This window comes from Aquiflexum gelatinilyticum (assembly GCF_024813435.1).
In the GTDB taxonomy this organism is placed as follows: domain Bacteria; phylum Bacteroidota; class Bacteroidia; order Cytophagales; family Cyclobacteriaceae; genus Cognataquiflexum; species Cognataquiflexum gelatinilyticum.
Map to the genome: position 1 here is coordinate 948,488 of NZ_JANAEZ010000001.1, position 26,964 is coordinate 975,451.

Below are 26,964 nucleotides of genomic sequence, written 5' to 3' on the forward strand. Positions count from 1 at the left end.
CAAACACTTTTGAGTTCTGACAGTTTTAAAAGAAAAAGCATGTTTGGACTATTCAAGAAAAAAACTGAGTTAGAAAAACTTCAGGACAGTTATAAGGAAATGCTAGAGAAAGCCCATAAAATATCTCATAGCAATAGGACCTTGGCAGATAAGATGGCTGCAGAAGCCGAAGAAATTGCTAAAAAAATTGACTTACTTAAGAAAAAAGCATAGTCAATAAAGCCTGATAGGATTCTATCAGGCTTTATTTTTTGACTGCTTTCAATTACTTTTTTACTTTTTCTGGTGATTTTTATTTGGTGACAATAAAATAAAAAATTGCTAAAACGATTTTTTAAAATATTTTATTTTAACATACACTGAATTGTAAAACTTAATTCTTTTAACTGCCGTAAAACCCAGCAAGTAACTAAACCAAATAATTATGAAAAGGTCAACTATTTACCGGCTATTTTTCCTATCCCTAATTGGGCTGGGAATGGTTTTAAACCAGGAATCCAAAGCTACTCCTTTCCATGGTGTTTCCTTTCAGGTGTTTTACAATGAATTGAGCCCATACGGTGATTGGGTCATGGATCCAACTTATGGATATGTATGGGTACCTTTTGTAGAACAAGGATTTCACCCATATGGAACAAATGGGTATTGGGAAATGACAAATTTCGGAAATACATGGGTATCAAACTACCAATGGGGATGGGCACCCTTTCATTATGGCCGGTGGTTTTGGGATGATTATTTAGGATGGGCTTGGGTTCCGGGTTATGAATGGGGACCAGCTTGGGTCAATTGGAGAACAGGCGGAGGTTATTATGGTTGGGCACCTTTAGGTCCGGGACTTCAGGTAAATGTCTCCTTTTATATTCCTTCAAACTATTGGGTGTTTGTCCCACAGAGAAGGTTTAGATCACGTAATTTCTTCAGGTATTGTGCACCTTCCTATTATGTATCTCATATCTACCAAAGAACGACTGTTATCAGAAATACTTATGTGTATAACAATAACACCTATTATTCAGGACCTTCCAGAAGAGATATTGAGAGATCCACAAGGACAGTAGTACCTGTATACCAAGTAAGTGACTCTGCCAAACCAGGAAGAACAGTTGTACAAAACAACAGGATAAGCGTCTACAGACCGGAAGTAAGGGAAGTCAAAGAACAAAGGGAAAGCCCAAGGCCTTCCAGAGTATTTACCGCAGAGGAATACAAGGAAAAATCCATCATGGGCAATAGGTCTGCTTCAACCTCACCTAGGGGTATTCAAGAACAATCTTCACGGGGATCAAATGGAGGGAAGGTGACCCAAGATCGAGGAATCCAAAGAAATACCCAAGAAAACTCGAATGTTGGCCAATATGAAACCACAGGTCCATCTAGAACCAGTCAGAACTCAGGCAGAAGTAATTCATATGAACAACCTCAGCCAAGAACTCAAAGTAGACCTCAACAAGCTCCTAATGCTGTTACAAGATCAAGAAATGCGGCACCAACTATAGCAAATGGAAATTCCAGATCGTCCCAAGCTTCGCAATCTCAAAAACCTGATGTTTCCAGATCTATAGAAAATTCAAAAAGGCAAGCAGAGTCAACAAGACAACAGGTTAACCAAAGAAGCCAAGAAGTCATAAAAAGACAACCTACTCCAAGTCGACAAAGTGCTCCTGCTGTAAATTCAAGACAGGAAACCAAGCCGGCGGGAAGTTCAGATGAAAAGTCGAATTCGGGCAGTAGACCTGCTTCATCATCTAGAGGTGGTGGCCGAGGTGGAAACTAAACCAAAATAAAAAGAGGCCTTTAAGGCCTCTTTTTATTTTCTTGCATAATCATCTTGCAATCGGACGATATCTTCTTCATCAGAGGGATTTTGTGGGTCTGTATGCATCCAGATTTCAGCAACTACACCCCAATTGTCTTTTCCCAAAAGCCGATGCCTTTCTCCCTTATCCAAAATCACCAATTCCCCAATTTTCATTTCCAAAGGATCTGTTTGTTCATCAGTATTACTTCTGACAAGGCCCGAAGTACCTGCAACCAATTTCCAGACTTCCTCTCTTCTGAAATGATATTGCCATGAAAGCCTTTTTTCAGGAGCCACTATCAGAAATTTTGGACTAAGCTTTTGATTTATCTGGCTTTGTGTCAAGATAAGTTCAGGAAAAAACCTTTTTTTAAATTCGGTTATTTGCTTCTCAGAAATAACAAAAAATCCGCCCCAAGGTCTGTTTAAATCCTTTTGTTCAATTTCAAATCCCATTTCTTCTACTTCCTTTTCAAGCATTTCAAAAATTTTCTTTGGGCTTGACTTTGCATTTAAATCCAGTTGCTGCATCTTTTCTTAGTTCAAATGAGTAAAGTTTTAAAATTTGAATGTATTATAAAATTTTCATTTTGAAAAAGGGGATTCCATAAATAAGGGCATAAAACAAAAAGTTCTATAACCCACCATCTAAATCATACAATTTTGAATAGAAATTACAACAATTTACCATTGATAATTGATTTTTTATAGTAAGCCCTTTTGATATGCTTTAAAAAATCATTTAATTGGGTTTCTTAACGCCAAACAATGAACCTAATAAACCCTAAAAAAAACCTGGAAAAAATCCAGGGTGTGGTAGAGACTAAAAGTTATACCAACAAATTAAAATTGATAAAAAACCTTTATACAAAAGGAAGTAATACTGCGGGCGAAATATGTGTAGAAGTAGGAATTTCTTTACCCACAGTCAATTCCCTTCTTGGAGATCTGATGTCTTCGGGAGAAGTGATCAAAAATGGCAGGGCAGAGTCACAAGGCGGCAGGAAACCAGACCTATACCAATTGGCTGGAGATGCTTTTTACGTTTTGTCTGTGGATATCAACAAATTCAGGGTTAGAGCGTCCATTTATAACAGTGCCAATGAAGCAGTCACTGAAGCTGAAACCATAAAAATCACACTCAATAACGAAAAGGAAACTTTTGATCAGATCTGTGATTTCATTTTGGCCCATAAAAATAAATCCGGGATTCCTGATGAAAAAATCATTGCCATTGGCATTTCAATGCCAGGTCTGATCGATTCAATCCATGGAATCAACCATACTTACCTGAAGTTTGGAAAGAAAAGCCTTGTGGAAAACTTTGAGGCTAAACTTGAAAGAAGGGTATTTTTGGAAAACGATGCCAGGTCCATGACCTTGGCCGAATTTAAATTTGGCCAGAAAGACAATTACAAAAATGTCCTAGGAATATTTATCGGTTGGGGAATTGGTTTGGGGATTATCATCGACGGAAAAATCTACCAGGGCGCTTCGGGTTTTGCAGGAGAATTTAGCCACTCCCCTATTTTTGATTCAAGCGACATCTCTTGTACTTGTGGAAAAAAAGGCTGCCTAGAATCCGTTGCCTCAGGTACAGCCATCGTAAGAATGGCCAAAGAAGCAATTGCAACTGACAGCGATTCCATATTGTCTCGGATGGTAAGGGAAAACAACAATGAGATAGAACCTTTCTTAGTGGTAGATGCGGCCTTAGCAGGAGATCAAAGAGCAATCACGATTTTGTCAGAAGTTGGCTTGGATCTTGGGAGAGGAATTTCCATTCTCATTCAGCTCCTTAATCCTGAAATGATTATCATTGGAGGATCTGTTGCAGAGGCAAAACAATACCTTATTACCCCGATTCAGCAGGCTTTGAACATATACAGCATGGCCAAGGCAAGGGAAAATACCGAATTGGCACTGTATAAGCTCGGTAAGGAAGTGGGGCTGCTGGGAGGCGTGGCTGTGGTCAATGAGAAAATCTTTGACGATGTACTCCTCTAAGACCGTGTCAATTCCATTTGCTTATTAAGTTACAGGAAGTATGAATTACTTGAGAAGAAATATGATGCAGGAAATGTCAAAATCCGTCATGTTTTTGTTGCTTATGATTTTTGGCGTAGGTCTTTTTTTCTTTTCAGGAACAGAAAAAAACAAAACAGGTGCTTTTGAACTATTGCCGCAAAAGAGAACCGGAGTGACTTTTTCAAATACCCTCAAGGAAGACCAAAAAAACAATATTTTAACCTATGAATATTTTTACAATGGTGGCGGGGTCGCTGTAGGAGACATCAACAATGACGGTCTTGAAGATATATTTTTCACCGGAAATATGACCGACAATGTCCTTTATCTCAATCAGGGTGACTTCAAGTTCAAAGACATTTCCAAATTATCAGGTATCAAAGGAAAAAAATCCTGGACAACAGGTGTTACTATGGCAGACATCAATGCCGATGGTTGGCTGGATATTTATGTCTGCTATTCGGGTAACGGTAATCTTGACAGTAGAAGAAATGAACTTTATATCAATCAAGGAGATCTGACTTTTAAGGAGGAAGCTGCCGCCTACGGCTTAGACGATCCCTCCAATAGTACCCAATCCTTGTTTTTTGATTTTGACAAAGATGGTGATTTGGACATGTTTCTTCTGAATCATCACATCGAAGTAATTAATGAAATTGAATTTGACCAAGCCAGAGCGGTAAGGCATCCCTTTGCCGGGGATAAGCTGTATAGAAATGACGGAGGGAAGTACAAGGATATCAGTGAAGAGGCAGGAATCAAGGGTACAGCCTTAGGTTTTGGACTTGGGGTCGCTGCTTCAGATATCAACGGAGACGGATGGATGGACTTATATGTCAGCAACGATTATATAGAGCCTGATTATCTCTATATCAATAATGGGGATGGCACATTTTCTGACCGGATGACTGATATGCTTCAGCATATCTCGCATTTTTCTATGGGGTCCGATATTTCAGATGTCAATAATGATGGGTTGATGGATATTTTTACTTTGGACATGCTTCCTGAAGATAATAAAAGGCAAAAACTGCTTTACGGCCCTGAAAACTACGAGCAATACGCATTGATGGTAAACCGAGGTTTTTATCACCAACACATGCGGAATATGCTTCACCTCAACCATGGAAATGGCTTATTCAGTGAAATCGGTCAACTTTCCGGTATTTCCAATACAGATTGGAGTTGGTCTGCTTTGTTTTTTGATGCCACTAACTCCGGCTATAAGGACCTTTTTATCAGCAATGGTTATTATAGAGACTATACCAACCGCGATTTTTTGAAGTACAAGGGAGATTATTATTTCAAATCTGCAGTTGCCAAAGAAAAAGCGGATACCCTTCAACTTGTTACTAGCATGACCTCTACTCCTGTTTCGAATTACATCTTTGAAAATGGGGGAAATCTGATTTTTAAAGACAAATCAAAAGAATGGGGAATATATTCTCCAAATTTCTCAAGTGGATCAGCTTATGCCGATCTGAATAATGATGGTCAGCTTGATCTTGTGGTAAATAATCAGAATCATGCTGCCTTTGTCTACGAAAACAAATACCGCGAATACAGTGGAAAAAATCAAAACTGGATTCAGATCAATTTGAAAGGCATTGCACCAAACACTATGGGAATAGGAGCAAAAGTTGCGGTCTATAGTGCTGGAGAGGTTCAATACCTCGAACAAATGCCAACCCGTGGTTTCCAATCTTCTGTTTCTCCAAAGTTGCATTTTGGTTTGGGTGAAAAATCAAAAGTAGATTCAGTAGTGGTTACCTGGCCAAAAGGAAATGTCCAGAAAGTACAGGAAATAGCAATAAATCGCATTTCGGAAATTGAAGAAACCAACTTGTCAGAAACAAGAATTCCTACAACAAAACAGGATCCAATTTTCACCCCAATAACTCGTCAGGTTCCATTTATTCATCAAGAATATGGTTTCAATGATTTCAAGCGTCAACCTTTACTTCTAGAAATGCCATCATATGTAGGCCCTACAATGGCAGCGGCTGACCTCAATGCAGATGGAATGGAGGAGATTTTTGTGGGGGGAACAAAAGGCTCTCCCGGAAAAGTATTCCAATTTTCAAACAGAACTTGGCAACCCTTGGATTCATTTAAATCTGAAAGTGAATTTACAGATGCAGATGCTGTTTTTTTTGATGCCAACAAGGATGGATTTAAGGATCTTTACATTTGCAGCGGAGGCTATCATGATTATTTGTCCAATGAGGAATCTCTTCAGGACAGGTTATACATCAATGACGGTATGGGAAACCTTCACCTAAGTACCAATTCCCTTCCAAAAATGCTGACAAGTTCTTCTGCAGTTTCAACAGCTGATTTTAACAATGATGGTAATTTGGATCTTTTTGTTGGGGGCCGCGTCATTCCCGGAAAATATCCACAAACCCCTCAAAGCTATATATTGATCAATGATGGGAATGGTAAATTTTCAGATTTATCCAGTCAATACCTTCCTGCTGAAGGAAAAATCGGAATGGTTACCGATGCTGTATCATTGGATTTAAACAAGGATGGGTTTCAGGATTTGGTACTTGTCGGAGAATATATGCCGCTTACTGTTTATCTCAACGAAGGCGGTATTTATTTTTCAGATGTGACCGAAAAATGGGTTGGCAATGATACCAAAGGTTGGTGGTCAAGTCTTGAAATCGGGGATTTTGACAATGACGGCGACATGGATATAGTGGCTGGAAATTTTGGATTGAATTCACAATTCAAAACCAATAGTTCCGAACCATTGAGATTATACTTTGGGGATTTCGACGAAAATTCCTCCACCGATCCCATTTTGGTCAGTTACTTGCAAGGTAAACCTTATCCATTTCCAAGTAGAGATGAATTATTGGATCAAGTTTACGGATTTAGAAGCAAATTCACTGATTATGAAAGTTATTCCAATGCAACCATAGCAGAAGTTTTGACTAAAGACCAGTTGGCAAATGCATCAAAATTAGAGGCTACTGAATTGAGGAGCATGTATTTTGAAAACCAATCTGAAAGGTTAATTCCCCATCAATTACCCATCGAGGCTCAATTTGCCCCGATACATGCCATTCATGTGTTTGACTATGACCGGGATGGCAATATGGATTTACTTTTGGCGGGAAATCAGACATATACTAGGCTGAGACTCGGAATGATAGATGCCAATTTTGGACAATTGTTTAGAGGAGATGGAAGAGGTAATTTTCACTATATCAGCCAGAAAGTATCCGGATTATCGATTTTGGGGGATGTTAAGTCTATCCTTCAACTACCCTCCCAGCCTACCCTTCTTTATTTCGGTATAAACAACCGGGGCATTGTCACTTATCAAATGATAGATTGAAATGAATATTGTGAAAAACAGCAGGAGATTAAGTCAGATTGGGATATTCACCTTGATTTTATGTGGATTTACATTTCAAGGTTATTCTCAGAAAACTGCTAATCCTCCAACCGAACTTTTTGCTAAAAATCTTTTTCACATCACTGAAATTATGGTTACCGATGTAGCCTCTCCTCCTGCTGCAGCCAGATTTTATGCCTATACCACCTTAGCAGCACACCTTGCTTGGGACCAAGCGCTTGGGCTTTCAATGGAGGAAAACTTGTTGACCAAAACCAATATTGAGAATTTTGAATTCTTTGGGGAAACAGAAAAAAACCTTTCTCCGGAGTTTGTTGCGATGTATGCTATGTTGGAAACAGGGAGAAATATCATGCCTTCCGGAAAGCTACTTGAGGAAAATCAAAAAACCCTGACCAGTAAATTTCTCAAGTCAAAATGGATTTCCAAAAAAGACTTAGAAGTCAATATTGCATTTGCCAAAAAGGTTTCTTCCCAGGTTTTGGAATTGGCCAATAAGGATGGTTACAAACAATTGAGCTCCTTGACGAGATATAGCCCTAAAAAAAATCAAGGAAGTTGGTATCCTACTCCTCCTGCTTACATGGCAGCAGTTGAACCTGAATGGAGAACAATCAGGACATTCTTTTTAAAGGAGTTAAAATCCTACAAACCTTTACCTCCGGCTAAATTTGATCTAACCGAAGGAAGCCCATTCAAAACCCAACTTGATGAAGTTTTTCAGGTTACCTCTTCACTTTCTGAAGAACAGCAGTTGATCGCTAATTTTTGGGATTGTAACCCGTTTAAAGTGAGTTTTTCAGGACATATGGCCATAGGATTGAAAAAGATTTCTCCTGGAGGCCATTGGATTGGAATCACAGGAATAGCAGCTGAAAAAGCTAAAATACCTTGGAGAGAAACAATTTATATTCACGCTCTTGTGGCATTGGGATTACACGATGCATTCATAAGCTGTTGGGAAGAAAAGTATGATTCAGACCGAATCAGGCCAGAGTCTGCAATTCAAAGACACTTAAATCCATCTTGGAAGCCTTTGTTGCAAACACCCCCTTTTCCTGAATATACAAGCGGTCACAGTGTTATTTCAAAAACAAGTGCCGTTATCCTAACTGACTACTTTGGTGAAAATTTTGATTTTATCGATAACTCAGAAGTTTACTTTGGATTACCCGAACGACCTTTCCAATCTTTTTCACAAGCTGCGGATGAAGCTGCCATTTCAAGACTTTATGGTGGAATCCACTTCCGGGATGCTATAGAGGAAGGTGTCAAACAAGGGGATAAAATCGGCCGATATATACTGAACAGGGCTGATTTAAGCCTAGAGTCTAAACGCTGAAAATATTATGGTTTTGACGGCAATCCATTAAAGTCTACAGGAATAGAAAAAGGGTCCAAAATGCTGTCCAATAAAACCGCAACAGATAACCTATCAAGAAAATTCGTTGCCGCAGGTGTCCCGCTAAGATTTTGATTCTTCCAAATTAACTTAATGTCATTTTCAATTAATTCCGGACGGACGACTTTCATAATGTCCAAAAACCTCCCAAGTGTCAACCGCTCACCAGAAGCGTCCCAATATTGAGCATATTGTGAATAAAGAGGCCTAAGACCTTCAACCAACTCAAATTCTGAAATTTCCCGTTCAGGATAAAACCAAGTTTGATTTGCCCATTTATATGGAACACCAAATCCCTTTAATATTCCCGTCGCTCCTATTTTTTGGATTGACAAGAAGTGTGGGTGGTTTGCATCAATGTCCCTGAAAGGCATTAAATAGGCATTTTTTACCAAAAGGTTTTCCTGAACATTCCTGATTTTTACCTCTTGCAAATTTTGCTCATTGAGAATGGCAGTTCCTGCCAAAGCTCCTGCTGCTTGACCTATCCCCAAAACAACAGGCTGCAATCGGCTAGCCCCATTGACAATATTTGAAACTCCGATACTTTTCTCGGCCACGATAAAATGTGTAGATCCTTTCGGAATAAGGCTTCCCAACGGGATGTTGTAAGAAGGTACTCTGATTTTGATGAAGTCAATTTCGGGTGCATTTGGATTCATCTTATGGTGATGGTCAATGGTATAATCCCCAACCGCAATTCCTGTCCTGTAATATGGTTTTTCTTGATTATAAGGAGAAAGAACATAAGGTAAGGTAAACATCGATTCAGCAGCAACACGCCTCGATTCCCGATGGTAAGGAATAAAAGGCAGTTGGTCTTTAGTTGGGAACTCATCATCCGCCAAGCCTAGATGTTTGTAGCCAAGCTCGTTTTGGATATAATAGATAAATCTCAAAGAATGCAATTTGGCTTCCTCAAGTGCCATGTCCCTGTCCTTTTGAGACATTTCGACAATGTTCATATACAAGTCATTGCCACAATTGGGCCAATTTACCATGTACTTTCCATTAGGAAGTTTTCCATAATTGAGCATTTTCTGACAGTCATTTTGTGGACTGTCAAAGGAAATCGGGTCTGCATGGTTGCAGGCACAGGCAAATATCTCAGGATCATATCCCTTTGGTTTTGGTATGGTTTTGTCATTCCCTATTCCATAATCTTTCAAAACCACCACATAGGTCAAGTCCTGAACGATATCATTTGCTTGACTTGGGGCAAATGTTTCTCCAAAACGATCCTGACTATCCATCCCAACATAATACTTGTAGCCAAGTGAGGCCATAACATCACCAAGTTCCGTGGCGTCGATGAGCATTTTTGCCTTTATTATTTTCTTTTTTCCTTTTTCGAGATAGGAAACCGTCCAACTATCGGATTCAAAAACAGCGTTTTGCCATAGAACCTCAAAATGTACCTTGAGATTCTGTTCTTGTTTTATCCAATCCTGAAAAATTCTATTTCCTACTGAAGGCTCAAAAAGGGTATTACTGACCCAACCAGTATTTACCGCAGAAGGCCCGCCGTAGTACTCGTATAACTTCTCTCTAAATTCTCCCCAAATCCCGGACGGTATATGATGGTTGCCATCAATGGCGGAAACACCGGCTGCAGTAATCATTCCTCCGAGCCATGGAGTTTCTTCCAAAATAACCGTTTTGACACCCATTCTAGATGCCTGGATCCCTGCAGATATTCCGCTCGCACCTCCTCCGATGATCAATAACTGGGTCTCTTCTTGTCCAAAGACCCTATTGTTAACACAAATACACAAGAAGATGAGAAAAAAAGATAAAATGGATTTCATATAATACTGCTTTAAAGAGATAATTGCTCAAGTTACAATTCTTGATCCAAACCCAATAAAACTTTTTGATCAAAAAACTTAGACGCGGCCCCAAAAAGAGCGCTTTTGTCTCCGAATTCACTGATGAAAACAGGTGTTTGGTTATTTTTTAATTTTAAAGTCGAAATAGTATTATTCAGAAAAAAACCATGTGCTTTGGCGATGTTGCCTCCAATGACAACAGCATCCAAGGGAACTTCTTCGGACCTCTTTAGTATAAAGTCTGCAAGATTGGAGGAAAATTCCTCAAAAGCAGGAATGGCCATTTGGAGCAAATCCTCGCTTTCAATAATCTCTTTTACCCCATTGACTTGGATAGAAAAATTTTGTCTGAACCAATTGACAAACCATCCTGTGCCCAAATAATCCTCTGCAATACCTTCTTTGAATTTTGAAGACCAAAGAGCAGCATCAACGATCTCTCCATTAAATTTCAAGGAAGAACCTAGGCCAGTTCCCAAAGTCATACCCAAAATATTTTTAAATTTTGATACCTTCCCAAATTTCGCTTCGCCCATCAAGAAAGCCTTTGCATCATTTACAAAATGGATTTGTGTCGGCATTATACCCATCCTGCCAGCGAGTTCATCTTTTAAATTAACACCAAAAAGGTGAATGAACTTACCTTGATCCTTGATCTGACAAATTCCATTTAAATAATCAAAAGGTGCAGGCATAGCCAAGGAAATACAGCATTTGGTAAGATCTAAAGACAATTCCTTGAAAAGGGAAACCCATTCTTCAAGGATAAAATCCTTTGATTGTCCAGAATCCAATTTTTTTTCATGAATTGGCCCCAAGGCAAATCCATCCTCCCTCTCAACAAAGGAGGCGACAGAAATATGCGAACCACCTATATCCGCAGAAATTATCCATCTATTTGCCATTCTTAGGTTAAAACCAATTTTTCAAATCCGGAATACTCAATCCTATGTTCCAAATTAATTTATAAAATTACGCTGCTAAAAGGATTTATCAAAAATATCGAAATTCTCCCATATTACTACATCGAAAAATTTAGTTTACTTTTTGGCGTCAGAAGAAGCTCTTACATGAAGGGTATTCGGCAAAGTAATTTTAAAATCCTTGAGGTAGGTTCCTTCTCCATCAAGCATTCTCAACATTCCCTCCATCAATTTTTCGGCTATGGATTCTAAAGGTTGTTCAATTGCGGAGATATTTGGCTGAAAGAGTGTGAAAAAATAATGGTCATCAAAAGAAACAACCAATAAGTCAATAGGAATACGTTTTTTCAAAGTGTTTAATGCTTGCAAACCCTCAAAAGCAAGGTAATTTGTGGCAAAAAACAGGCCGTCAAGGTCAGCGTTCTGTTGAATAAAGAGCTGTATTTTTTGGCTTAATCCCTGATCTGAAGGATTCTGAAACGGTAACATTAAAACATTACTTTTCAATCCATGATTTTCAATGGCTTCATTGTACCCCTTTAACCTGTCTTTCATTTGGATTTGATCAGATTCCACTGTAATGAATCCAATATTCTTACACCCGTTATTTATTAAATGTAAGGTAGCTTCGAAAGCACTTTTTTCATTTTCCACAACCACATAATTGCAGTCAATTGAAGGAATCCACCTATCAAATAAAAGAACAGCAAATTCATCCTCGATAAGATCAATAATGGTGTTTTCAAGATTTGGAGTCGGTGTGATGATAAAGCCATCCACACTGCGGACTTTGAATGTATCAATCAGCGTTTTGGCTTTTTCAGGGTCATTGTTTGTACTGCAATAGATGATTTTATATCCATTTTTATAAGCCTTTTCTTCGATTTCTCTGGCTATTGAAGCAAAAAACTGATTGGAGATATCCTCCACCATAAAGACAATTACTTTCGATTTCCCAAGTCGTAGGCTTTGAGCTAAATGGCTGGGTTTATATCCTACTGCCTTAATGTAATCTTCCACTCTGAGTGTCAGCTCATCACTGATTCTCTTTTCTTTGGCTTTGCCATTGAGAATAAATGAAACAGTGGTAATGGATATTCCCAGAGACTTAGCAATATCTTTAATTGATATCTTTTTCTTTGCCATTTTTACTCTACCCTAACATTCGATCAAGACGACAATATCTCGATTTTTGTTTATTTATCCTTCCTATTGAAAATAAAATGGCTATTTCAGGTTTTCATAAATGGCATTGAGCAAGGTATGATCTTCCGTATCTTCACTATATTCCCAAAACATGGCACCACCCATTTTGTGTTTTTTTATAAATTTGGTCTTTTCAGATATTGATTCTGCATCTTCAAAGGTTACAAAAACCCTCTCTTTCTCATTCCAAAGAAATGGCGCTTTGGCATTTTCATCCCAGTGTCTTACAAATAATGAATCTTTCATCAATTCCGAAATTGCACTAAAAGGATAACCTTTTGACCCTTTCCCAAATTGATAAAGTCCATTATTTTCTGGAGCAACATTTTCCCAACTTCTTCCATAAAATGCCATACCCATAACCAATTTCTCAGCAGGAACACCAGCAGCGATATGGTCTTTAACAGCTTTTTCAGTTGACCTTTCGTTTGGCTTCATTGTATACAAATTGGCATGGTGTCCTGTTGTATCACTGCTAAATTGGACGATATAATCATAAGTCATAATATTGATAAAGTCTAGGTACTTCTGGGCCTGACCGAGATCATTGACATCTAAGTATTCCTTAAATCCTGCCGAAGCAATCGTACTCAAATAATGGGTGTCATTGATAGAGCCAAGGCTATCCAAAGCCTCTCTTACTGATTTTAGCATCAGCACAAAGTTTTCTTTGTCCTCCTGTCTATATGGATTATTATCCCCTGGTAAACCCGGATATTCCCAATCAAAATCCAATCCATCGAGATCATGACGTACAAGATAATCAATTGCCGAAGCGGTAAATATTTTTCGGGACTCCTCGGTCAGGGCTGCGTCTGAAAACCCTTTGGACCAAGTCCAACCTCCTATTGAAATCAATATTTTTAAATCAGGATTAAGGCTTTTTAGGGAATTCAGTTTGGTAAGATTTTCTTTGTCTGACTTTTCTCTGCCTTCCCCTTCCATTACTTTTCCGTCAATGACATTTGCAAAGGCATAATTGATATGGGTCATTTTTGCGGCATCTATCTTCGCTGTATCGACACCTTTCCATCCTGCGATGTATCCAATGATTTTATATTTATGTTCTTCACCTGCTACAAGGGAGACTGTTGTATTGTTTGATTCACAGGAAAAAAGTCCGATTAAAAGAAGGAAGAGAAATGATCTTTTTATGTTAATCATGACTTGATTGTTATAATGAAAAAAGGTGCCCAGAGGCACCTTTTTAAAGTTTATTTTTATTGGAAAATCAATTTCCACCATCCCACCACATTTTGGTCATCAGGTTATCACCACCCATTCTTACACGGGCAGCTTCATAGTTTGCAGGATTTCCACCGATTTCAGCTTCCCAATAACGTAACCTTCTTGGGATTTCGTTGGCTTCAAATCTGTTTGGATCCTGGGTTGGAGTCAACACAGGATACCCTGTTCTTCTCCAGTTTGACCAGGACTCGATATCGTTCAACCAAGTTGCTGCCCAATACTCTTCACCGATAATCCTTAATTTATCAGCATCAGAGGCTGCAACAAAACCTCTTCCATCAATGTAAGCATTGATTTCAGCAGTTGATCTTGCAAATGTAGGATCGAAATCAACCCAAGAGGTGATAGCTGCTGATACACCGTTTCTGAAATGGGTATTGGCGTCAGTTGTTATCCAACCTTTAATTGATGCCTCTGCTTTCATAAGTTCGGTTTCAGCATAGGTAATCAATACATACGGATCTTCCCAATCTAAATACTTCAAGTTAAGCATAGCAAACATTCTGTTTCCTCTAGGCTGAAGGGCCTCAAATTCAGCAAGTTCAGAAGGGGAAAGGATTGTCCTTAGCGTTTGGGTATTGTAACCATTTGGCATACCACGCTGAGCAGCAGGATCGGTATTCCAAGTATCTGCTGAAGCAGTAGGGTCACCAAGTCCACCTGACACAATCATCAATCTAGGATCATTGTTGGCTTTCATCCAATCAATGAAGGTTTTGCTGATTTTGCAATCCTGAGAATACTTGTAAGTATTCCAATAGCCATCATTTAGACCGTTTCTGTTATTTCCGATTGGGCCTGTAGTGTATTGGATATAACCATTGTCCGCAACAGAACTGAAAGTTCCGCTATTGTTTGCCTCGATAAAGACTTCTCTTGCTTTCGCTGCATCTTTATTGGACATCCTCATCGCGATTCTCATTAATAGCGCATTAGTGAATTTTTTCCATTGATCAAGGTTACCACCGTAAACAAAATCTTGAACGCCTAAACCTTTTGCACTTGGACTGAATTTATCCCTTGCGGCTTTAAGCTGATCCACCATGTCAAAGTAAATATCCTTTTGGTTATCATAAGTAGGGAACCAATTTGCTTCATCTTCCAAACCTCTACCTGCTTGAAAATAAGGGATATCTCCATAAAGGTCAGTCATTCTGTGAAGGTCATAAATCCTCAATACAGTTGCTGCTGCATTCAGGTTAGCATCCTCCGGACTATCTTTGGTTTTGTCGATTACATGTGAATAAAGCTTGATCACATCCGTGTAGTGCCTTTCCATATAAGCACCACTATATTGGGCATTATAGAAATACTTGTCACCGCTAAAATAGCCCGCCAACGAAGATGAATGTTGGATCATTGTGGCAGCATACAGCATGTTGGCTCTGGTGTTCTCATACTCTCCACCAATTCTTAAGGTAGCAAGAGAAAACAAGAATGCCATATCCATATCCGTAACTGCATTTGGGTCTGTATTCAGATCCAACAAATTCTGCTCATCACAAGAACTGAATGTCAAAGTGAAAGCGAGAAGGAGTCCAGTTATTTTATATATACTTTTCATTTTTCCGTGAATTAGTTTGTTAAACATCCCTATTAGAAGTTAAGGTTGATATTAAATCCAAAGCTTCTGGTTGTAGGCATAGCGAAGAACTCCAAACCTTGGGAATTACCTCCGACAGTGTAGGCAGATTCAGGATCAATGTTAGGAACCTTTGACCAAATCAAAGCAAGGTTTCTACCCACCAATGAAACCGATGCAGCAGTAAAAGGTGTTTTGCTCAAAAGTGTTCCAGGAAGTGAATATCCAAAAGAGAATTCTCTCAACTTGATAAAAGAGGCATCATACACTATGTTCTCAGTAATCTGAGCATATCTGTTGAAATAATCGTCAATCAAGAATTGAGTAGGGTCAGAAGAATTTGCTGGAATATTCCAAGTCCTTGCCTCACCGTTTGCATCTACACCGGAAACAGTCAAACCATTCTCACGGCTTGCCAAAGTTTCCTCATGTAATCCGTTGTTGTAGGCAAAATAATTTGTTCCAGAAACCAAATGTCCACCAAATCTACCATCAAGCAATACCATCAACCTGAAATTTTTGTAGCTGAAATTATTAACAAACCCAGCTGAAATAGGGTGACGACCTTCTGCGATAGTTTCTAATCCATTGGTAGGTACAGGAAGACCTCTGTCGTCATATACTTTTTGACCATCGATTGTCAGTTGTTTGAAACCAGCAATCATACCTAAAGGCTGACCTACAATGTGACGGATTCTTTCTCTTCTCAATCTGGATTCATCAAGGTTGATGAAATCGATTGGTTCTCCTTTGGCGTTTGTTCCAAGGCTTACTACGTTACTTTGGTTGTTGGCATAATTCAAAGAGAAGTCCCACTGGAAATCTTTCCTTTGGTAAGCAACTACGTTTAATAACAATTCAACCCCTTTGTTTGTCAACTCACCGATGTTGATGATAGTAGATCCAAAACCTGAAGTTGCAGAGATACCGGTTGCAAGGATATCATTTGTAGTGTTTCTGCTATAATAAGCCACGTCCAAGCCGATCTTGTTTTCGAAGAATCGTAAATCAGCACCGAATTCATATTCGGTAGATAGGTAAGGCTTAAGGTTTGCATTGGGGATTGAACCGTTGTTGATTTGTCCCAAACTACCACCTAAGTGACCTGATCCAACAAGACCATAAGTCAAGTTAAGCGCATAAGGATTTGGAGCACCGCCCCCTGTTTGACCCCAAGATGCTCTGAATTTTGTAAAAGTGAATGCTTTTGGCAATTCAACTACATCTGATAGCACAAAGCTTGTACCTATTGATGGGTAAAACAATTTGCTGTTGGCGGGCGACAAGGTTGAGAATTGGTCCTGACGGGCAGTAAGGTTTAAGAATAGGAAGTTTTTGTATCCAACGTTAGCATAACCGAATACTGAATTGATTCCTTGCTCATTAAAGCCATAACCTACTTGAGGTGCAGCTACGTTTCTCACACTTCTGAAGAATGGAACAACAAGGTCATTTCCTCCACCTGAAAGGCTTTCAAATGATCTTCTCATTCTGTTTCCACCGACCAATGCATCTAAAGAGATGTCACCGAATTGTTTTTGAGCTCCGATGAACAAATCCATGTTATCTTCCCTGATTGTTCTTTTGCTTACATTGTAGTCACCTCTTGGCTTATAGGCTGTACCATATGCTTCAGATGAGTCATCTGTTCTTGCTTGATAATCAGTACCTGCTCTACCCATGATATATAACCAATCTGTAATGTCATATCTCAAAGACACCTTACCCAAAATCCTGTCAGTCACATCTTCTCTATAGAACTGATAAGCTGCCCAATAAGGGTTGGTTTGGAAAACGTTTGGCTGATATCTCAATTCAAACCCATCTTCTTGAGCTCCCAATTTGTCTGTAGTACCTCTCATTGCTGAAAGAGGAAGGTTTCCAGGTCTTGTCATCATTGAGAAATTGGCATTCCCAGGAGAATCAGAAAGCCTTGGACGGTTTTGCGCATTTTGCTTTGAATACTGACCACTCATATCAAGAGTAAGTTTTTTCAATTTACTGTTGACATTCAAGTTGATAACGTCTCTTTTGAATCCTGCATTAGGCATGATGTCACTGTTATTCAAGTTTGAATAAGCAAATCTGTAAGTGCCGGTTTCATTTCCTCCACTTAGAGCCACTGAGTTATTCAGGGTATAACCTGTTTCATAAAAAGCATTCAAACCTTCACCTGTATGAGAATATGGTCTTGATACACCATCAAACTGAGGAGTACTGGTTCCATTATATCTTCCACCCCAATGAATATTTCCTGCATCCAATGCCTGACCTGAAGAAGCCGGAATAACCCCGTCTATACCTGGACCATATGATCTTTGGTACTCAGTAAAGTCAAGAACGTTATCAAATGTGATATTAGAATTCAATGCTACACCAATACCTTTTCTCGCTTTACCGGTTTTGGTAGTGATCAAAACGACACCATTAGCAGCCCTAGCTCCATATAGTGCAGCCGCAGCATTACCTTTCAAAACAGAAATACTTTCAATATCATCAGGGTTAATAGAAGCAAGACCGTCACCGGCATCATTTCCACCCCACATACCTGCACTTCCGAGGTTACCTGTTTCAATAGGCATACCATTTACTACATACAAAGGCTGGTCATTGCCGGTCAAAGAAGAACCACCTCTGATCACTACCCTGGTAGAACCTGCGGCACCTGAAGCAGGAGGAGAAACGTTCACACCTGCGATTTTACCTGTCAAAGCGTTACCCAAGTTAACCGCTCTTGATTCAGTAAATTTGTCTCCACTTACTTGGGTTACGGAAAAGCCAAGTGCTTTTTTGTCTTTTTCCATACCAAAAGAAGTGACAACAACTTCGGCAAGATCAGACATATCCTCTTGCAAGCTAACATCTAAGGAAGTCCTGTTACCAACCACAAACTCTTGGGCGGAAAACCCTATAAAAGAAAATACCAACACGGATGTATTGGTCACCGAGATAGAATACTTACCATCCAAATCGGTGGTAGTACCTGTGTTTACTTGCTTGTCCAGGATGTTTACCCCTGGAATCGGTTCTCCGGTAGAATCCACTACCCTACCGGTAAGAACTCGGCTTTGGCCATATGCCTCAAAACCTGAGGCAAAAATCATGACCATCGCTAACATTAATAGTACAACTCTGTTCATAGGAATTATTTAAAGGTTACATTTTATTGGTTTAGGGTATTTGGATAATTGTTTAATTTCTTTTATAAAATTTTTATTTTGAATGGATTTAGGTATTAATTAGAATGATCTGATATTTTTCAATCAAACAGTAAAATATTATATGCCAAAATCGAATTAATGAAAGATTTGCTATCTGTAAATGTATCTAAAAAAAATTATTGTTAAAAATATTTAAATATTTTTTTTAATTAAGTTCAAAGACTTTTACGATTTATTATATTTAATAAATCGGTTTAGCAAATAAATTTATATATGCTTTACTAAGCAGGGCTGTTTGTACATGGAATACTTCTGTTTATTTTTCTCCATTTAAAAAGTCAAATACCCGCTCAAAACCAATTGATTACGCCCAACTATCGTTTTCAATTCAAATATCCAATTTAAAGGTAATCTAGGTTTTTATATACTTTATAAAAAAAATTCAAAAAGAACTTTGACTTCTTTTTGAATTGTAGTTTTTTTTGACTCGATTAAGACAAAAAAAAAACCGCCCTTCGGCGGTTTTTTAAAATTATTTGATGAATAACATCTCTCTATATTTGACCAAAGGCCACAATTCATCATCGACAACCAATTCAAGTTTGTCAACAGCATACCTGATTTTATCGAAATAAGCTTCTTTGACATCATTACAATATCCTTTGGCTCTTTTGACAATATCCTCTTCTTTATTCAGCTGCTTTCTTGCTTCAGTCATGTCGTGAACGTTCTTATTGATCGATTCAAGGTGCTTACTGATTTCCTTAATGGTTTCAATGGCAGCAGTATTGTCCAAGCCAAGTCCTGCCAACCCATTTGCGTTTTCGATCAGTTTGTTTTGATACAGGATAGAAGTTGGAATTACATGGTTCAAAGCAAGATCTCCCATAACTCTGGATTCGATCTGAACTTTCTTAATGTAATTTTCCAACATGATTTCATGTCTTGCATGAAGCTCCTTGGAATTCAAAACATTGTGTCGGGAAAACAACTCAGCTACTTTCTTATCATGGTAAATATCCAAAGCGGCCGGAGTACTTTTTAAGTTTGACAAACCTCTTTTCTCAGCTTCTTTGGCCCACTCTTCTGAGTAGCCATCACCTTCAAATCTTATTTTTTTGCTGTCCTTGATATACTTTCTCAATACATTGACAATGGCAATTTTCTTTTCCTTGCCAGCATTGACTTCTTTATCTATGTCTTTCAGAAGGTTCCTTAATGTCTCGGCTACGATCACGTTCAAAGCCGTCATTGGTCCTGCAGAATTTGCACCTGAACCAACCGCTCTAAACTCAAATTTATTTCCTGTAAAGGCAAAAGGTGAAGTTCTGTTACGGTCAGTATTGTCCAATATGATTTCAGGAATCTTAGAGATACCTAATTTCATATACATGTTATCACCTTTCTCGATTTTAACATTTCCATTTTTCTCCAATTCATCCAAAACAGATGACAATGTCGAGCCAAGGAACACAGACATGATAGCAGGAGGCGCTTCGTTTGCTCCCAATCTGAAATCATTGCTGGCAGAAGCGATGCTTGACCTCAACAAATCTGCATGGTCATACACCGCCTTTACAGTAGCGACCACAAAAGTCAGGAACTGAAGGTTTTCTCTTGCCGAACTGCTTGGCTGGAACAGGTTGACCCCTGTATCGGTGATCAAAGACCAGTTATTGTGCTTTCCGCTACCATTTACACCTGCAAATGGTTTTTCGTGAAACAACACTTTCAGATTATGCTTTTCTGCAACTTTATCCATCAAATCCATCAGCAACTGGTTGTGATCAATGGCTTTGTTGATTTCTTCGAAAAGAGGCGCAACTTCAAATTGACCCGGAGCTACTTCATTGTGACGGGTGGAGACAGGAATTCCCAATTTGTGGGCTTCGATCTCAAAATCCATCATGAAATCCTTCACTCTGGTAGGGATAGATCCGAAATAGTGATCTTCTAACTGTTGGCCTCTAGCTGGGTTATGTCCAAAAACTGTACGTCCGGACATCACCAAATCAGGTCTTGTAGCAAACAAGGCTTTGTCAATCACAAAATATTCCTGCTCCACACCCAAGGAAGGGCTCACTTTTCTTACGTTTCTATCAAATAGCTGACATACTTCCACCGCAGCAGAATTAATGGCTTCCATGGATTTCAGCAATGGAGTCTTATAATCCAAAGCTTCTCCTGTAAAAGAGACAAATATGGTAGGAATACACAATGTCTTATCAAAAATGAAAATCGGTGAGGATGGATCCCAAGCTGTATACCCCCTTGCTTCGAAAGTCGAACGGATACCGCCATGAGGGAATGAGGATGCATCTGGTTCTTGTTGAACCAAAGCCGAACCTTTGAATTTTTCTAATCCTGCATGGGCATCAAAGAAAGAATCATGTTTCTCTGCAGTCGAACCTGTAAGAGGCTGAAACCAGTGGGTATAGTGGGTAACTCCTTTGGATAGCGCCCATACTTTCACTGCAGATGCAATTTCTTCTGCAGTAGAGGGATCAATCTTGCTGCCTTTGTCGATCGCCTCCATTACCTTTTTGAATACGGATGGGGCCAAAGACTCTTTCATTTGCTTGGTGCCGAAAACATTACTTCCATAATAATCGGAAATCTTGCTCGAAGGTGGTGTTACAGTAACTTTTGACCTGCCTTGGGCCATTAGTAGCGCTTTTTGTCTTAAAGTTGCCATTTTCTACAATAAGTGGTTTGATTATATACCCACAAAAATATGAAATTATATCAATTTCAAAGCAAAAGGGTTTCAAATGAGGTAGTTTTTTGAAAAATTTACATTTTTTTTAATTAAATGGCTCAAAATATCCTTAATGTGGCTGAAAAAATCGCATTTTCATCTCAAAAAATAGAAAATTGAAAACTGAATGATAATAATTAAATTTGCGATCGGTAAAAAGAAAGGTTAGCGTGAAAAAAGTTGCATTTTATACTTTAGGTTGTAAGTTAAATTATTCAGAAACTTCCACCATCAGCAGGATGTTTGAAGCGAAAGGCTATCAAAAGGTCGACTTCGACAATACGCCTGATATTTTTATCATCAATACCTGTTCTGTGACTGAAAACGCAGACAAGAAGTGTAAAAAAATCGTCCGGGAGGCAAAAAAGATTTCTCCCAACTCTTATGTAACCATAATTGGCTGCTATGCGCAACTGAAGCCGCAGGAAATCTCTGAAATAGAAGGTGTAGACGCTGTATTGGGAGCTGCAGAAAAATTCAGGCTGATTGAGCTTTTGGATGGTTTTGCCAAAGAACAGGAAACCAAAGTCTTGGCCTCCGAAATCCAAGAAGCGAATATTTTTAACAATGCCTACTCCATGCATGACCGGACAAGGACTTTTTTGAAAGTTCAGGATGGCTGTAATTATGGATGTGCTTTTTGCACCATCCCTTTGGCAAGGGGAAAAAGCCGGAGCGATACCATCGAAAACATCCTGACTTCAGTAAGAGAAATTGCCGCCACAGAAGTAAAAGAAGTGGTTTTGACAGGAGTCAATATCGGGGATTTTGGTATTCAGGAAGGGAAAAGAAAAGAAAGGTTTGCAGACCTTGTGATGGCGATTGACGAGATTGAAGGCATAGAAAGGTTCCGGATTTCTTCCATTGAGCCCAATTTGCTTACCAATGAGGTAATTGAATTTGTGTCGACTTCCAAAAGATTTGTCCCTCATTTTCATATTCCCCTTCAATCCGGCAGCAATACCATTCTCCGAAGCATGGGAAGAAGGTACCTTAGGGAATTATACGAAGACAGGATTTCCAAAATCAAATCCCTGATGCCGCATTGCTGTGTCGGCGTGGATGTGATTGTGGGATTTCCGGGTGAAACAGACGAACTGTTTTTGGAAACATACAATTTCCTGAATGAACTCGATATTTCTTATCTCCATGTTTTCACCTATTCCGAAAGGGCAAATACACGTGCAGTAGAATTGGACGGGATCGTCCCAATCAAAAAGAGAAATGAGCGTTCCAAAATGCTCAGGATTCTTTCAGAAAAGAAAAGGAGGAAGTTTTATCAGGAGAATCTAGGAAGAACCTTTACCGTCCTATTCGAAGAGGATGTGGAAGACGGAAAAATGCACGGCTTCACCGAAAATTATATCAGGGTAGCAGCCAAGTATGATCCTATTCTAATCAACGAACTGAAGACTGTCACCCTCAGCGAAATCAATGAAAAAGGGAATGTGGAAGCCGTCGAACCGGAGATGATGTACGAGAGGCATTGAATTTTTTAGCCTATTGAGCCTTCTTTAATACCACCTTGGTTTTGTCGGCTTTTTCGATGTTGGTCACAAAATCCACAAAAGCAGCAAATTGACCTGCCTGATAGACACCATCATTCATTTCCAGTTTTCTTTTGTAGACTAGACTTCTTTCTTCAAGATGGTATTCGGCAGAATAAATCCCAAAATCGGATTCCAATAAGATCTTGGAAGGAACAGACTCAGGATTGTAACCTTCAGGTAATTTGTAGGTAATCAAGTCCTCGTCAATAAAACCCATGCGCCTTTCAAAAGAGGCTTTCCTTTCTGGTTTGGATGAAATCTTCATGGAATACACATTCAATTGGTTGGGCTGTAAAAAAATACGGGTGCCGGATTTGCTGGCTATGCTTTTAACCATAATCTTCGCATCGACTTTGACAGTGGGCAGAGAACTCATTTCAGGTGAGAAATTAAAATCGACAACGTCAAAAGATGAAAGTGTCAAATTGGTCAGCAGCCAATCCTTTTTCTCAGTAGCTGACAATCCTGCCACAGTCAGCAAACTTCCATTTTCAGTCTGAAGACCACTATTTTCGAAGTGTAAATTCCCTGTTGCTTTTCCTGTTTCATCCACTTCAAAATCAGCTTTTTGGAACAGGGTATTTTGTTCTTTGCCATATTTTGGTGTTCGCACCAATTTGCCTCCGTTTTCGGTAATCAATAAGGCATGCCTGTCTGAGGTAAAATTCCCAAGGTATCCAAAAGGATTGGTCTGAGAAGTGCACTCTAACCAAATGGTATCTTTCCCGTCAGGAACTGCTAGAATGGCGTGATTGAAGTAACTTCTCGGAAATTCTTCATAAACCTTGCGCTTGCTTTCGCCACCATATATCAAGGCATAATTACTTTTGATTCCTGCTTCTTTCAGCATAGCACCCATAAAATTGGATAAGGCTTTACAGTCCCCATAACCATATTTTTCTACAGTCAGCGCCTCAAAAGGCATAAAGCCACCAATGCCTAGCTGAATACTCACATACCGTGTATTTTTTTGCAGGTATTCATAAATCACCTTTGTTTTTTCTTCCGTGGTTTCAAGACCTGCGACCAGTTCATTTACCTTATACTTTAATTGTGGGGTCAAAACATCCTTGCCAGAATTCAGGGAACCGATCCATTTTCCCATGGATTCCCATGAACTCAGGTCACCTTTGAACCCTTCATACTCAAATTCCGAAGCTCCTACAAATAATACCTTTGTTGGATTTTCATCAAGAGGTAGCATTATTTCAGGTTCAAAAGCTTCAATGTTTTCAATTTTCCAAGACTTCTCAACCATTCCACCTTCAAGTTCCTTTGTACTGAGGTATTTTTCATCGATGGTTTGGGTGAAAAATCTAAGCTTACTGGCTTTTGGATAAATATATTTGCCCTGGGCTATTTCTACAGGGATTTTGGGGTAAGACTGGGGATACCAATTTGGGAGGAAAAACAAATTCGGATATTCCACTTCATATTCAAACTCCACTGTGTATGGAAAATTCAATTGACGGAGATCCATCACTTTGATCCGGTTATCCTCATATATTGAAAATGAATTGAAATTACTGTAATCACTGATATCGCTCTTACTTCCTTTTTTGATAGTGTTTCCTATCAAATCATACACATTGCCATTGATGCTTTTTATTTTGATTTTTGGTTCGTAATCCACTTGAAGGACAGCCAAGTCATTGGCCTCTTTCTTAAATATGGTGACTACTAATTTGTTTTTCAATATGAATTCGCCTGATGCTCCCACTATCACCTCCTGAATGTCTTCCCTGATGACAGCCGGGGCGTTGATAATCTGTTCGGGATTTATCGTGGCTGTTGCATATTTCTGACCAAAAGAATCCTGATTTCCTGCAAACAGACAAATACAAGAAACAATAACACCACCTAAAAACGAATTTCTTTTCATGGCCTAGATCTTTTTAAGGACGATTGCTTCCTTCTGCTTATTGGCTATCAGGTCAAAAAACTCCTTAAGATTTTGATATTCTTCTGCTTTGAATAATGTTTCATTTACCTGATAACTCAGCATAATGGTGATTCTTCCATTTGAAGGTGGGGCTGTCCTAAAGGAATAAACAATAGCCTTTTCATTGAATTGGGTCATGATAGATTGTGGCATTTCCTCCACAGCATAGCCTTCCGGAATATCAAAATTCAAAATCACCTGTCTTTTTTGAGGATAGATAAAATCAATGGGAAAAACCCTATTGTCCAGTTTAAAGGGGTTTTCGTAGAGATAACTGTTTTCAAAAAGATTGAGGTAAATATTGTCACCTGAAAGGACCACTCCTTCGTTGGTTTTGATTTCATACTTTTCGACAATACCTTTTTCTTTGGCATCAAGATTTTCAAACTGGATCGAGATCAATTCACCGCCTGTAAATTCATCGGTAATTTCTTGCTTGTATTTATCCTCGCCTGTTGATTTGATTTTGTTTTTTATAAGGGAAGATTGATAACCTTTGGTAGTTTTTTGAATGGATGATAGCATGTGGTCATCCTCCATTTTGGCAGTAATCATCGCTGTCTCGGTAGTTGGAATGGTATTAAAAATGTCTACCCAACGGGAAGCATTATTGGGGATTACTGCCCATCCTCTAAAATTCATCCCATTAATGGGCAAAAATCCAAATGGTAAAGAAGGGTCTGAAATATCCATTAAAAATTCTTTGTCAGCGGTTTTTACCAAAGCACTCAAATAATTTAACTTGTACATGACTGGGTTTCCGGGGTTCACGAAACCGCTTCCCCTTGTAGAACCTACGACCGGATGACAGTCAAAGCCCGCTTCTCTCAAAAACGCGATCAACAAAAAATTCATGTCTGCCAAATTTCCCTTCCCTCCATTATAAACCTTCTCTAAGGATTGAGTCGGATAAATGCTATAACTTCCGTTCCACTTCACCATTTTGGTCAAATGGTCCGAAATTGCAATCAGCTTTTCTTGTTCACTTTGCTCTGCGGAGATCAACTGTGGGACGATTTCCTGGACGAACTTATTGCGTTCAAGGTATTTTCCGAATTCAGGATCTTTGAGCAGTTCTTCAGACATGGTATTCCAACTACCCGAAAAAGTCTGTCTCTGACTGTTTGGAAACTGTAAGTATTGGAGTTGGAACTCAATTTTGGTCGAATAGCTTTGGGGGTTGTCGATATAGGGTTCAGGACGGAGTGCAGGCGCATTTTGGATCGCCCAATGGTATTTCTTTGTCGAAAAATTGACTGAATTATTGGTGGTTGTACTTTGTGCAACCCTTCCTCCGGATCTTTCAGTTTCAGACCAGTTTGCACTTCCTGTTCCTTCAGATTGCTCGTTGATGGCATATTGCTCAAATCCTTGAGCACTTTGACTAAAAGAAAAATACTCTGGATATTCCAAAGAATATTCACTCCATCTTGTCGGGATTTCGTTTTGAAATTCCCATTCTCTCAAATAGCTGAACAAATCCGATGTGATTTCATAAGAAATCTCCACTACAGAACCTTCTTTGATGTTAGGTGCTGATATTTTTTTGATACGGTAGGTTTTGGAAACCTCCTCTTCAAACACATGGTCTTTCCCTATTTTTTCCTTGACAATGCTACCATTGGATTCATTGTAAACAAACCCTTTAATACCACCAACCAAGTCCGTCCTTCCTGGAATGGAATAGTAGGGAATCTGGAAATCCCCGTAGGAAACTCCTCCTTTTGTCAGTATTTTAATTACTTTATGAAGCCTGTAAGTAATCTGAAAACCTGCCCCTGCCGAAAAAGCAATTTTTGTATCACCAATATCGGAAAGCACGACCGCCTCTGCATCAGGATCGGCTTCATATACTTTCATGGTTACTAATTCATCAGGGATTTTACCAAACTTCAATCCTTCATTTATAGTAGCAAAAGAATTGAACACTGTCATGGACAGAAAAATTACCAAAAAGGTAAATCTTAGTTTTTTCATAGCATGGGGTGATTTATATGCTATGAAAACTAGAAACATACTAGTTCACAAAAAATACCCAGAACAGGGTATTTTTTGATCCTCAATTATAACTGATTGATTTATAATCTGATAATTTTTAATTCATAGGAGGAGTCATTACATTCTATGATAATTTTCAGATTTCTGAGATTATATAGTGCTTTTG

General features: G+C 39.0%; 16 protein-coding genes. 6 read left to right on the plus strand and 10 right to left on the minus strand.

Going from position 1 to position 26,964, the window contains the following annotated elements; translation table 11 throughout:
- Positions 1–39: 39 nt before the first annotated feature.
- Positions 40–213, plus strand: a complete 174-nt coding sequence (locus NK987_RS04020) for a Lacal_2735 family protein (RefSeq protein WP_258421645.1) — start codon at positions 40–42, stop codon at positions 211–213.
- A 211-nt stretch (positions 214–424) separates the two neighbouring features.
- Positions 425–1,777: a DUF6600 domain-containing protein gene (locus tag NK987_RS04025; protein ID WP_259262812.1), complete on the plus strand. Its 1,353-nt coding sequence runs from the start codon at positions 425–427 to the stop codon at positions 1,775–1,777.
- 33 nt (positions 1,778–1,810) lie between these two features.
- Here the strand turns inward: NK987_RS04025 and NK987_RS04030 are convergent, their stop codons facing one another.
- A complete protein-coding gene (locus NK987_RS04030; protein WP_259262813.1) occupies positions 1,811–2,332 on the minus strand; it encodes a cupin domain-containing protein in 522 nt (173 codons plus the stop codon).
- 237 nt (positions 2,333–2,569) lie between these two features.
- Between NK987_RS04030 and NK987_RS04035 the strand changes: the two genes are divergently transcribed.
- From NK987_RS04035 to NK987_RS04045, 3 genes are read left to right on the plus strand one after another with little or no spacing between them, the layout of a single operon-like run.
- Positions 2,570–3,808, plus strand: coding sequence for an ROK family protein (locus tag NK987_RS04035; protein ID WP_259262814.1), 1,239 nt, complete (start codon positions 2,570–2,572; stop codon positions 3,806–3,808).
- Between the two features lie 40 nt (positions 3,809–3,848).
- Positions 3,849–7,178: a VCBS repeat-containing protein gene (locus tag NK987_RS04040; RefSeq protein WP_259262815.1), complete on the plus strand. Its 3,330-nt coding sequence runs from the start codon at positions 3,849–3,851 to the stop codon at positions 7,176–7,178.
- 1 nt (position 7,179) lies between these two features.
- On the plus strand, positions 7,180–8,541 hold the full coding sequence (locus NK987_RS04045) for a vanadium-dependent haloperoxidase (protein ID WP_259262816.1): 1,362 nt from the start codon (positions 7,180–7,182) through the stop codon (positions 8,539–8,541).
- Positions 8,542–8,546: 5 nt separating this feature from the next.
- Here NK987_RS04045 and NK987_RS04050 read toward each other — a convergent pair whose 3' ends face one another.
- The 7 genes from NK987_RS04050 to NK987_RS04080 all read right to left on the minus strand — a co-directional run bounded on the left by NK987_RS04050 (position 8,547) and on the right by NK987_RS04080 (position 21,245).
- Positions 8,547–10,409, minus strand: coding sequence for an FAD-dependent oxidoreductase (locus tag NK987_RS04050; RefSeq protein WP_259262817.1), 1,863 nt, complete (start codon positions 10,407–10,409; stop codon positions 8,547–8,549).
- A gap of 32 nt (positions 10,410–10,441) precedes the next feature.
- On the minus strand, positions 10,442–11,335 hold the full coding sequence (locus tag NK987_RS04055; protein ID WP_259262818.1) for an ROK family protein: 894 nt from the start codon (positions 11,333–11,335) through the stop codon (positions 10,442–10,444).
- A gap of 135 nt (positions 11,336–11,470) precedes the next feature.
- Positions 11,471–12,499, minus strand: a complete 1,029-nt coding sequence (locus NK987_RS04060) for a LacI family DNA-binding transcriptional regulator (RefSeq protein ID WP_259262819.1) — start codon at positions 12,497–12,499, stop codon at positions 11,471–11,473.
- A gap of 81 nt (positions 12,500–12,580) precedes the next feature.
- Positions 12,581–13,723: a glycoside hydrolase family 18 protein gene (locus tag NK987_RS04065; protein WP_259262820.1), complete on the minus strand. Its 1,143-nt coding sequence runs from the start codon at positions 13,721–13,723 to the stop codon at positions 12,581–12,583.
- 67 nt (positions 13,724–13,790) lie between these two features.
- On the minus strand, positions 13,791–15,371 hold the full coding sequence (locus tag NK987_RS04070) for a SusD/RagB family nutrient-binding outer membrane lipoprotein (RefSeq protein ID WP_258421635.1): 1,581 nt from the start codon (positions 15,369–15,371) through the stop codon (positions 13,791–13,793).
- 32 nt (positions 15,372–15,403) lie between these two features.
- On the minus strand, positions 15,404–18,529 hold the full coding sequence (locus NK987_RS04075; RefSeq protein WP_259262821.1) for a SusC/RagA family TonB-linked outer membrane protein: 3,126 nt from the start codon (positions 18,527–18,529) through the stop codon (positions 15,404–15,406).
- Positions 18,530–19,082: 553 nt separating this feature from the next.
- On the minus strand, positions 19,083–21,245 hold the full coding sequence (locus NK987_RS04080) for a glutamine synthetase III family protein (RefSeq protein ID WP_258421633.1): 2,163 nt from the start codon (positions 21,243–21,245) through the stop codon (positions 19,083–19,085).
- A 233-nt stretch (positions 21,246–21,478) separates the two neighbouring features.
- Between NK987_RS04080 and mtaB the strand changes: the two genes are divergently transcribed.
- Positions 21,479–22,798, plus strand: a complete 1,320-nt coding sequence (mtaB, locus tag NK987_RS04085; RefSeq protein ID WP_259262822.1) for a tRNA (N(6)-L-threonylcarbamoyladenosine(37)-C(2))-methylthiotransferase MtaB — start codon at positions 21,479–21,481, stop codon at positions 22,796–22,798.
- Positions 22,799–22,808: 10 nt separating this feature from the next.
- Here the strand turns inward: mtaB and NK987_RS04090 are convergent, their stop codons facing one another.
- Complete coding sequence (locus tag NK987_RS04090; protein WP_259262823.1) at positions 22,809–24,740, minus strand: DUF3857 domain-containing transglutaminase family protein; 1,932 nt, start codon at positions 24,738–24,740, stop codon at positions 22,809–22,811.
- A gap of 3 nt (positions 24,741–24,743) precedes the next feature.
- Positions 24,744–26,777, minus strand: coding sequence for a transglutaminase family protein (locus NK987_RS04095; protein WP_259262824.1), 2,034 nt, complete (start codon positions 26,775–26,777; stop codon positions 24,744–24,746).
- Positions 26,778–26,964 lie beyond the last annotated feature (187 nt).